Origin of the sequence: Alteromonas abrolhosensis (assembly GCF_001953635.1) — a bacterium.
In the GTDB taxonomy this organism is placed as follows: domain Bacteria; phylum Pseudomonadota; class Gammaproteobacteria; order Enterobacterales; family Alteromonadaceae; genus Alteromonas; species Alteromonas abrolhosensis.
This window is the reverse complement of the sequence record NZ_MEJH01000003.1, coordinates 1125337-1135955: the sequence shown is the minus strand read 5'-3', so window position 1 is coordinate 1135955 and position 10619 is coordinate 1125337. Positions and strand designations below refer to the sequence as shown.

Below are 10619 nucleotides of genomic sequence, written 5' to 3'. Positions count from 1 at the left end.
CGGTCAGGAGCAACAATGTTAACCGCGCAACAACTCGCCACCATGCTTTCTCTTCAAGATAAAATGAACGCCAAGGTAAACCCAGACTGGCTAAACGCAGGTTACGGATACTTACGTGCAGCAATGGTTGAGTCGGTTGAAGCAATTGAACATCATGGCTGGAAATGGTGGAAAGCGCAGCAAAAAGATCTACCACAACTGCAAATGGAATTAGTTGATATTTGGCACTTCGCGCTTAGCGCCTGCATTATTGAATACAAAGGCGATATCGCTGAGTCTGCAAAAATCATTGCTTCTGAATTAGCAAGTGGCAACACTTCAGTGACGTTCGACGGGCAAGAGTACGACGCATCAAATCAGTCGCTTCTTGATAATTTAGAGCTAATGACAGGCCTGTGCGCCGCAAAGCGTTTCAGCGTGCCGCTATTTATGTTCATCGTTAGCCAATGCGAAATGTCGGCTGACGAATTGTATCGTCAGTATGTAGGTAAAAATGTGCTTAACTTCTTCCGTCAAGACAACGGTTATAAAGAAGGTACGTACATAAAAGTATGGGAAGGTCGTGAAGACAACGAGCACCTAGTAGAAGTAATGGACGCGCTTGATTTAACTAAGCCTGAGTTTAGCGACTTAGTGTATGAGGGATTACGCTCTCGCTACCCTTCTTAAGCGCCATCGCCGCTTTTGTGAGATCATTAAGAGACACTGGCAAAACGCTGGGTAACGTCTCCCTTTTAAACACCTTGGTTTAAATCTGCTGAAAGTAAAAAGCTCTGTCAATGACAGAGCTTTCCTATACGTTGGTTGAATACGTTGCTTTAGCTTACGCGTCTACCCAAACCAATTTATCGCTATAGCTACCTTGAATAATATCGACGAAGCGGTCTTCTAGTACGTGACGTTTTACCTTTAACGTCGGGGTAAGCAAGTCGTTCTCAATACTCCATTCATTTTTCATTATAACCACGCGATCCATCACTTGATGGCTTTCTAAGTTTGCGTTAATAGCATCGAATGTTTTCTTAAGACTTGCTTCAATGCCCGCTTTGTCTTTTTTCCGCGCTTCTTCACTAAGCACAAGCAAAGCTACCGGCTGAGGCAAGTTAGTACCGGTAACACACACCTGCTCCACAATGGGGTTTTCCATAAACTTCGCTTCGATAGGTGCTGGTGTAACATACTTTCCTTTCGCTGTTTTAAAGATATCTTTCAAACGACCTGTAATTTTAACGTAACCATCGGCGTCAATAACGCCTTTGTCACCGGTACGTAAATAACCGTCTTCAGTAAAGACTTCTGCTGTCTTTTCAGGTTCTAAGTAATACTCCAGCATATTGCATGGCGATTTAACTTGTATCTCACCTTCTTCTGACGTGCGAATGTCTACACCAGCGTAAGGCTTACCAATACAACCTATTTTATCATGACGGAATGGTACGCTGCCGGTGCCGTAAGCACTGTTCTCGGTCATTCCCCATCCTTCAGAAATGTAAATCCCGATTTTCGCAAACCATTCAATTACCGCAGGAGCGAGTGGCGCTGAGCCGCTTGCCCACAAGCGAGCATTGTTAATACCTAATCCATTGCGAATTTTCTTCGCCACGATTTTGTTCAAAATTGGAATTTTGAGTAACGTATCTAGCTTTTTCTGCGGCATTTTTGCCAGCACGCCCATTTGGAACTTAGTCCATAGACGAGGTACAGATATAAATAATGTTGGCTGACAATGGCCGACATCACGCTGAAACGTTGAAAGATCTTCAACGAAGTGTATTTTTCCACCACTGTAGTAACTTGAAAGCTCAACCAAAACACGCTCAGTGATGTGCGCTAATGGCAGATAACTCATAGTACGGTCGTTTTGATTAATACCTAATTGTTCGAGCGAATTGCGCGCTGCCCAGCAAGCCGTATTAAAACTATGAACCACACCTTTTGGTTGACCAGTACTGCCTGAGGTATAGATGATGGTCATCAGGTCATCCATATCAGGAACAGGAGAGTCAGCAATCGGTGCAATATCCATAAACGCTTTCCACTGCTGTTTGGTAGCAATGTTTGGATAAGGAAAGGCAACCGTTAAATATTCCGAGGGAATAGATGCAACCTGCTCTGCAGTATTATCTAACTTACCCACGAAAAGTAGTTGAACGTCGGCATGTTTTAACACGTACTGAACCGTGTCTGGCCCAGCTGTAGAAAAAATTGGCACCGACACATGACCCGCCATCATTATGCCTAAATCAGCAATAAACCATTCAGCACAGTTTTTAGAAAAAATGCCAATTCTGCTGCCCTTTGGGAAATTGAATTCACGTAAACGCGCCGCTACTTGCCTAGCTTGCTGGGCGACCTGTTTCCAAGTGTAATCGTGGTATTCACCGTTTAATGGCTGCGTAAGAAATACGTCGTCTCCACGGCTTTGTTCCCAGTGGTACAACATACTTAATGGCGATGTTATTACTTCCGTGGTATTTGCGTTTGCTGTCATGTCTAGCGGCATAGGTCACTCATATGTTGTTATAATGTAGCTCATTTTTACAATGATTTCACAGACTTCTAATAAGCCTTATTTTTTATTGAAAAACAAGCTTTTTAAACAAGCGTTTACATTCCATGCGGTGAATAACAAGGCTTGAGCGGCTAAATTTAGTTTTCTTATAGATTTGGCTTTTGAATCTTTATGGTCTTATCTGTTGAAAAAACGCGGCCGAGATAACACTACGACCACGTTTTAAACAACAAAGGCATCACTTCTTCTGCCGTACACGGTTTAGCGTAGAAATACCCCTGATGGAAATAACACGACTTGCCTATCAATTCATCTGCCTGCGCTTTAGTTTCTACACCCTCTGCCACACAACTCATGTTCAGATTACCTGCAAGCGTGATCGTCGTAGTTACTAACGCTTCATTCGCGTTACCGGGAGCCATTTCGTTTACAAAGCTCTTATCTATTTTTAGTACAGATAACGGGTAGCGTTTTAAGTAGCTCAGTGACGAGTATCCTGTACCGAAATCATCCAGCGCCAGAACAAACCCTTCTTTTACAAAACGGCTTATCTGTCTTAACGCATTGTCGCTGTCATCCATCAGTACGCCTTCGGTAATTTCAAACCTAAACGCTTCCTTGGGTAAGTCAAACTCGTTTAATAAGCTTAATACACCGCTTAAATCAAATTCCGTCTTAAAATGAAGTGCAGATAAGTTAATCGATACATAGCCATTAAAACCTTGGCGATACCACGAAGATAAGTCTTCGGCAGCTCTTCGCATGGCTTGTCGGGTCACTTCAATAATGTATTTCAACTCTTCGAGTACCGGAATGAACTGATCGGGGTAAAGAGGCTCATTCTCAAGTCGTCCTCTAAGCAGTAACTCAACACCAATGGTAGTGTTCGTACGGGCATCTACAATTGGTTGATAGTGATTGAAGAAACAATCATCGGAATAGGCGCGCTTCACTTTGTTTTCTAGCTGTAGTCGAGTTTTCGCGCGCTCGTTCATATCACTAGTAAAATAAGTAAACCCGCTTAACGCGTCTTTCTTAGCACTGTACATGGCCACATCAGCTTGCTTAATAAGCTCAGCAGGTTCCGATGCGTCTTCAGGGTAAAAAGCGACACCAATGCTGCAGGACACACGAAGCACTTCTTCGGCTAACGAAATAGGCGTTTCTACCGATTCAATAATTTGCGCTACAAATGAGCTTAAATCGTCATCAGCAGTTACTTCCTCTATAACAATTACAAACTCATCACCGCCCAATCGCGCCACGGTGCCCGACTCTGCAACAAGATTTCGCATTCTATTAGCAACAATCCGCAGTAGTTTGTCGCCGTAATCATGCCCCAACGAATCGTTTATGCCCTTGAATCTATCCAGATCAACGAACATTACCGCAACGCGATGTTCATGATGGCGCGCAAGCCCAATGGCGTGTTCGAGCCTATCCAATAGCAATGTTCTATTAACCAGCCCGGTTAAACTGTCATATGTGGCTATTTTCAGTAGTTTACGTTCGGCATTTTTCTGTTCAGTGATGTCAGAGATAACAATGAGATAATGCTCCGCCGCATTACTTTCACCACTTACCGCAGTAATATCAATCAATACGTCGTAGCGCTTGCCGTCAGCACCATCAATTACCGCTTCGTCTTTCCAAAAATCTCCACCTTGCATTTCAGGTAGCTTGCCTGACAGGTGTCGGTTTAGATTTGGGTAGCGCAAATAAAGTCGCGCCAGCTGTTTAGGCAATGGTTCTTTATTGTTAAAGCCAAATACATGCTCAAATGCAGGGTTCGCGGCAACCAGACGTTTTTCTTTATCGAAGATCAGTACCCAGTCGCGGGTTTGCCTGAACGCATCACTAAATAACGTCACCTGTTGTTGCGCTTTCTGCAATCTAAATAACTGGCGTTGACGTGATAATAAATACGCTACAAACAAGCCAACAATGAGTGTTGCGTATATTGCGTACGCGAGCGGAGAACGCAGCGGTGCGTAGGGCATATGTAGAGTAATTTCAGCAGGCAGTACGTTAAAGTCAAAGCTTCCCGGCGTGGGTGCAACAGAAAATACGTAATCCCCCGGCTCAATGTTGGTGAAAGTGATTTTAGCATCGTCAGTTACACCTTCTGTCACGGTGCGCTCGCCGTTTAACAGCTTGTAGTAGTATTTAACTTTCCCAATACCTGACATCGCCAGTGAAGAGAAATGAATGGTTAACCCGTAGTCTTCATAATTTAAATCAAAATGATGCCCACTTAAATTTTTGAGCGGTTGATTAAGCTTTCTATTGTCTACCGCCACTTCTGTTATAGCGGTCTGTTTGCTTAGTAAGCTCCTACCTACTTCCATACTCTCTAACTGAGATGCTGAGAAAACAACGGCGCCACTGGTAGAGCCGTACGCCAGTCGACCATCTTTCAGCTTAAGTGAAGCACCTTGGTTAAACTCAGAAACGCTTAGCTCGCGCCCATAGATGAAGTTCTTAATTTGCCCCGTAGATGGGTCGTATTTGTGTAGCCCTTTGTGTGAGCTAAACCATATGTTGCCTGATTCATCTTTTTGCAAACCGTAGACAATATTGGAAAGTAAAATATTAGAATCGTTGAGATTATACAAAGGCTCGAAAGTATCGGCGTCTACCCCGACTAATCCTACGCCGTTATATGCAAGCCATAGTACTCCCATATCGTCGATGACCCATGAGGAAATTGAACGATCTCGTCCTCGCTGCATCTCTGAAAACCGGTAGACTAACTCGTGCTGAGAGGTTTCAGGATCTATTAACCACAAGCCACCTTCTGTGGCAAAAAACAATCTATTGTTATGGTATTTAGATTGCCCAAGAAAACCTATTGAGAAGTTAATATCAAAAACGCGAGGATCGAGTTCAAGCGGAGCAATGGCTTTCTCATTCACATCATATTTAAGAAACCCCTCATGCCCTATAAAGTAGAGAATGCCGTCATCAGACAACATTGCGCCTGTACCATAAGCATCAAACTCCTTGTCATCTCCACCGCTTAAAACTTCAGGTCGCTGAGAATCACCGGTACTTGGGTCAAATAGTCGAATACCATTGTAAGTTGATAAAAATAGTCGCCCATCTGGTGTGGGAATAATTCTATCAACAGCGCCTTCGCCGACCACCGCTAAATCGCTTTCTGAATAGAGATATTTCTTAGACGACTTAGTGGCAAAATCGTAATGATTAAGACCGTTTTCCGTACCAATCCAAAGCTTGTTGGGCTCTGTTTCAGCGAGCGCCCACACAACGTGACTCGTCAGCGTTTTCTCTTCATCTGAACGTTCGTTTTGAATGGCAAAAATGTCAGCGCTTTTTATCCCGAAATATAGAGCTCCAGCATAAACTGAGCTTAACCAAAGGTTTCCTGACTCGTCCTTTGCAATTGCCGCTATCTTTTTATCTGATATTTCAGTAAAGCCATTGTGCGGTTCTAGGATATGTTCGTACTCCCAGCCACTGGCCTTTTTACTGAGCTGGTAGAGCCCTTTATTGGTGCCCATCCAAAACGCATCGTCTTTGTATTGCACCAGTTTCCATACATTTCTGTCAGATACGACTTGTGTAAATACATTGTCTTTCTGCCCACGTACCTGCTTCAGAAAATCCTGCTTTGACGCCACAAAAACACCAAGAACAGTGGAAATCCATACCCTGTCGTTCTGATCTAATAGCAAGAACTTTGCGTTGGTGTTGTCAATATTCTCTGGAATATCGCCTAGGTATTCAAGTGGTTGTAAAGGCTGTTCCACTTCGGTGATATCTTTAACATATACACCCGATGTCGTAGCCACGAGCAAGGTATCTTCAATCGTTATCGCGGCGCGAATACTTTGATTGTTGCCTAATAACCGCTCAGGTAGTTTGGCTACTCGATCCAAGGTTTTGGTCTGGGTGTTAAATCTTTGCACTTCTTCTGCCAGTGCAATAATGAGATGCGAATCGTCTTGCCAGTGGAAGGATTCACCATGCTGTACAAACCCTTCTACATCAGGGTAGTAAGTCGGCTCTATTTGAACCACTTCCTGCGTGGCCAAGTCAAGATAATAAACACCTCTGCCGTAAACACTAAACCACAGCGCCTCGGTGCCTTGTAGTGCCAATCTATAAATTGAGGAATCGATTAGCGTATTATTGGGTCCAGCGACACGCCTGGTCCGTACGCCGTCCCAACGAACTAAACCGCCTTCTGTCGCTATCCAAACGAAACCGTCTTCATTTATAACAATATCGTTAACAATATCTTGCGGAAGGCCATTCTTCGTCGATAAAGACTGAAAGACAGGATTTGACAATCGCGGTGAAGCCACCGCTTGTAGGCTTACAACTAAAACCAACAGTAAAAGATAGTTGAAACATCTCATCAAGAATGGGTCGCACGTTTTAGATTTTTATTATGAAACCAAGTGTAACAGAATGTTTGAATCTTGGGCAGTTTGAAAAACAAGGTTTTTACAAACCTCAAAACGTTAACTATCGCATTGAAATCTAAAAGCTATTCGATGAGAACCGTGAGAAGAGAGAAACGGAGAAGCGCGTCAAGCAAAGTGGAAAAAAACCTTTTTAGGTGGTGGCGTTTTAGTCTTGCTGTACTGGGATCCGCCCTACCGGTATCACTTGACGACGAATACTGGGTTGAGGAGCGAGCCGGTATAAATCACCGTTTTGCCCTACATAGTGCTTTTTCACACCACACGCTTTGGCAATATTCGCGTGTGCTTTAAGGTGTTGATGCTCGCCGTGCACCGGGATAGCAATGTGAGGTTTCACCCAGTGATACATAAGCTTTAATTCTTCTTCACAAGGATGTCCGCTCGCATGTATAGGTAATGTACTATCCTCACTGTGAATAACGTTTACGCCTTTTGCCTCTAACGCTCTACTCAATCGACCCACGCTCTCTTCGTTACCGGGAATAACAATGGAGGAAAATAACACCGTATCTCCCTTATCTAAGCTCAAGTGGGGGTGGTTATCTTTTGCAAAGCGTGCAAGTGCCGTATTCTTTTCCCCCTGGCTACCTGTCGCTACCGCTAACACTTCGTGCGGGGGTAAATAACCTAAGTGAAACGGGTCGGTAATCGGCAAGTCATCTGGCCAAATTCCCTGTTGTTTAGCGATACCGTACATATTCATGAGTGAACGCCCGTATAGCGCCATGTATCGGTTGGTTTTCTGCGCCACCTTAGCTAACGAAATAAGTCGAGCAATGTTGCTACCAAAACAGCCTACCACTACTCTGCCTTTCAAGGGTGCGATCGTGCTTAACAAACCGTCATAGCAGTTTCTTTCTGAAATTGAAAATCCTGGCTTCGGCGCATTAGTAGAATCCCCCACCATGGCAAGAATATTATCATTACCTAAGTGTTTGAAAAGGTTAACGTCGAACGGCAACCCAGTAATAGGGTTTGCGTCAATTTTCCAGTCTGCGGTATGCAGTACTGTGCCTACCGGTGTGTTGATTTTTAGCGCAAAGGGTTCAGGAAGAGAATGAGTAATTGCAAGCCAATTAACGCTAAAAGGCCCTATCTGTTTTGTATCTCCCCCATCCATTTCGATAATGGTAATGCGATTTGCTAGTTTGCTCCTTGCTAGCTTTCGCCTTAACACTTCAGCAGTAAAAGGCGTAGTATAAATCGGCTTTTGAAAACGATCCCAGAGATAAGGTATTGCGCCCACATGATCTTCATGAGCGTGTGTGATAACTATGCCAGCCAGTGCATCTTTCTGCTTAGCGATAAATGATGGGTCTGGTGCGACAACGCGATGCGTCACACCGTTAAAAGCTTTTTTATCAGCCCCGGGGCCGTTGGTTTTATAAGCAGGAACGAGAGGTTCGTCAAAAGATACACCACAGTCAACCATCAGCCATTGTCCATCGTGGCCGTACAAATTGAGGTTCATCCCAATTTCACCAGTTCCGCCTAGCGGAACAAACCACAAATCGTCAGCAGATGGGTGCAACAAAACAGATACTACCTTATTTTAACGCAGAGAAAGTTAACTGGATGGATAAGAGAATAGAGGCCGTACCTCTATTCGTGAAGCTCAGCATTAAGTTGATCTATTACCTCAGCCCAGGCTGCATCTTCAATAATCGCGTTTTTCAAAAACGCAGACTGACTTTCATTCCAATAGGAAGCTTCGTGAAGGTGCTGGCTCTTATTCAGCCCTCGGTGTGTTTCAAAAAACTCAGCAATTTCCTCATCAGAACTTCCTAAACCGAGCTGGCTGAATAGACTATTCATTGTGGGTTGTTCAGTAAACATAACGCCTCCTTGGGTTATCAATTACGGGAACACTATTAAACAAAATTTCTAGCAATCTGAAATTGTTGCCTCATGTCCCATGCTGCTTAATGAATATTTACCCTTTGATTAGCCCTTGAGATCACACCTTATAGATACTCGGCAAACTCTTCTGGAGTAATGACCTCACCTTCTTCAGCAGGTACTGGGCATACAATAACCATTAGTTCGTCTTGAGTCATACCAGGCACCCATTTTGTAAGGAACTCTTGAGTGCTTAGCTCCATTGCTTCACAGTGCGCCCAGTCTTCTGTCGCCCATAGCAGTGCTAGTTCTGCATCTGGCCAAACAGGAACCCCATCTTCTTCATCGGTTGTTAGCATAACGCAACCGTGCTCGTCCTTTAAAATAAAGAGTTTTTCTTCAGCTTTAATTGTCGCAAGGCTTGCTTCTAGGCGTTGAAATGCGTTTTTTTCCAATAAAGGATGTAGTTGTGACATAAGGTTCTCTCTTAAATTCTGTCGTAACCATGCCTATTTAAATAAAGCACGGAGGGTAAGCTCATTAGCTAGCGATTAACACGCTTTAATTACGCTTTCAATTATCTCAGCTAGGCCAACTCGCCTAACTTGCTTCATGCTGTGTACGTATACTTTAAAGGATACGTTTTCTAGCGATTCAATCTTTGTCACTTTTACGTTTTCTGGCAACTGACTCTCAACATTAGTAGGCAGTACAGCAATGCCACCCTCAGCTTGTAAATTATTCAGTGCAAGACTTAACGAATTTGTTCTTAATTTAGCGTCGCGAAGTTGAGGGTAAGCTGTCAGTAGCCAATCTCTCGCTTTTGTACCCCAATCAATAGCTACAAAATCAGCGGCATCAATGACGTCTGTTACCTCACCAATGCGATAAAGGGCTAAGTCTTGCTCAAGCAATACATCGCTGTTCACTTCTTCAGATTTCAACGGCTCGGTAGAAAAAGAAAGGTCTGTCACGCGTTCATGAAGTTGCCTTGATAGTGTATCTAAGGTGAGTACTTCTGCCTTCACTGACCAATCGGGAAATGTATTGTGTAAATGACTCAAGATCTGAGGGAGTAGAAGTTCACTGGCCAACTGTGTGGCGCCGCATACCACGTACTCAGAGGACTGAATTTGAAGTTCTTGCTTAGCCTCATTCAGTTTTGCACACAATTGCTTAGCGTAAGGCAACAATTTCTCGCCTGATTGAGTAAGCTGAATACTATTTCGTTGCCTAATAAAAAGCGTGGTATGAAAATACTCTTCAAGTAGCTTTATTCGAGCACTGACTGCTGATTGAGTAAGGTAAAGGTTTTCTGCCGCTTTACCAAAATGACGAGTTTTCGCCACTTCTATAAATGTGGTGAGAAAGCGTATATCCATGCTTGTTGTACAACCGAATCAAAGTGAAACTAAATTGACACAGATAATACGGCATGTAAACACAAAAGCACAGAAGCGCACCGTCATAAACGGTACGCTTTATCAAAATTTCACCAACTCGCTGAATTAATACTCTTCTTGGTGCAGGCGACGCTGCTTGTCACGGCGTTGCAAGTCACGCTTCTGCTTTTCCTTCACAGTACTTTGACGCTTGGAATTTGGCTTTTTAGCGTGAAAATCTTCCTCTTCTACCGAGTCCCATTCATCACGCTGGTAACGATAGTCTTTACTCATTGACTTCTCTGGGTTGTTAACACACCTCAATTATTATCCTAAGCGGCAAAATAGAAAACGAATTTTAATCATCGTAGCGATAAGAATTTTTGATTATTCTCATCACCAATTCACATAGACTTTTACCAGGTAACTCAT

The 10619-nt window shown here is 43.5% G+C and carries 8 protein-coding genes; 1 reads left to right on the top strand and 7 read right to left on the bottom strand.

What is annotated here, in order from left to right:
* Positions 1-15 precede the first annotated feature (15 nt).
* Positions 16-669, top strand: coding sequence for a dUTP diphosphatase (locus BGK61_RS07050; protein ID WP_076011925.1), 654 nt, complete (start codon positions 16-18; stop codon positions 667-669).
* A gap of 154 nt (positions 670-823) precedes the next feature.
* On the opposite strand, the gene BGK61_RS07045 is transcribed toward BGK61_RS07050, so the two are convergent.
* The 7 genes from BGK61_RS07045 to BGK61_RS19590 form a co-directional block, all read right to left on the bottom strand.
* A complete protein-coding gene (locus tag BGK61_RS07045) occupies positions 824-2503 on the bottom strand; it encodes an AMP-binding protein (RefSeq protein WP_076011924.1) in 1680 nt (559 codons plus the stop codon).
* Between the two features lie 218 nt (positions 2504-2721).
* Positions 2722-6897, bottom strand: a complete 4176-nt coding sequence (locus BGK61_RS07035; RefSeq protein ID WP_076011923.1) for an EAL domain-containing protein — start codon at positions 6895-6897, stop codon at positions 2722-2724.
* A 214-nt stretch (positions 6898-7111) separates the two neighbouring features.
* Positions 7112-8500 (bottom strand): ribonuclease J, encoded by a 1389-nt coding sequence (locus BGK61_RS07030; protein WP_014998682.1) that lies wholly within the window; start codon positions 8498-8500, stop codon positions 7112-7114.
* Between the two features lie 68 nt (positions 8501-8568).
* The gene (locus BGK61_RS07025; protein WP_014998683.1) at positions 8569-8802 is read right to left on the bottom strand and encodes a DUF2789 family protein; all 234 of its coding nucleotides are present in this window, start codon (positions 8800-8802) and stop codon (positions 8569-8571) included.
* Between the two features lie 128 nt (positions 8803-8930).
* On the bottom strand, positions 8931-9281 hold the full coding sequence (locus BGK61_RS07020) for a DUF2750 domain-containing protein (protein ID WP_014998684.1): 351 nt from the start codon (positions 9279-9281) through the stop codon (positions 8931-8933).
* A gap of 75 nt (positions 9282-9356) precedes the next feature.
* On the bottom strand, positions 9357-10187 hold the full coding sequence (locus BGK61_RS07015; protein ID WP_014998685.1) for a LysR family transcriptional regulator: 831 nt from the start codon (positions 10185-10187) through the stop codon (positions 9357-9359).
* A 126-nt stretch (positions 10188-10313) separates the two neighbouring features.
* On the bottom strand, positions 10314-10481 hold the full coding sequence (locus tag BGK61_RS19590; RefSeq protein WP_014949813.1) for a hypothetical protein: 168 nt from the start codon (positions 10479-10481) through the stop codon (positions 10314-10316).
* Positions 10482-10619 lie beyond the last annotated feature (138 nt).

Excerpts from the sequence above, each read along its gene's own strand:
- BGK61_RS07035 (WP_076011923.1), bottom strand. The coding sequence starts at position 6,897 with ATGAGATGTTTCAACTATCTTTTACTGTTGGTTTTAGTTGTAAGCCTA.
- BGK61_RS07045 (WP_076011924.1), bottom strand. The coding sequence starts at position 2,503 with ATGCCGCTAGACATGACAGCAAACGCAAATACCACGGAAGTAATAACA.
- BGK61_RS07050 (WP_076011925.1), top strand. The coding sequence starts at position 16 with ATGTTAACCGCGCAACAACTCGCCACCATGCTTTCTCTTCAAGATAAA.
- BGK61_RS07020 (WP_014998684.1), bottom strand. The coding sequence starts at position 9,281 with ATGTCACAACTACATCCTTTATTGGAAAAAAACGCATTTCAACGCCTA.
- BGK61_RS07025 (WP_014998683.1), bottom strand. The coding sequence starts at position 8,802 with ATGTTTACTGAACAACCCACAATGAATAGTCTATTCAGCCAGCTCGGT.
- BGK61_RS07015 (WP_014998685.1), bottom strand. The coding sequence starts at position 10,187 with ATGGATATACGCTTTCTCACCACATTTATAGAAGTGGCGAAAACTCGT.
- BGK61_RS19590 (WP_014949813.1), bottom strand. The coding sequence starts at position 10,481 with ATGAGTAAAGACTATCGTTACCAGCGTGATGAATGGGACTCGGTAGAA.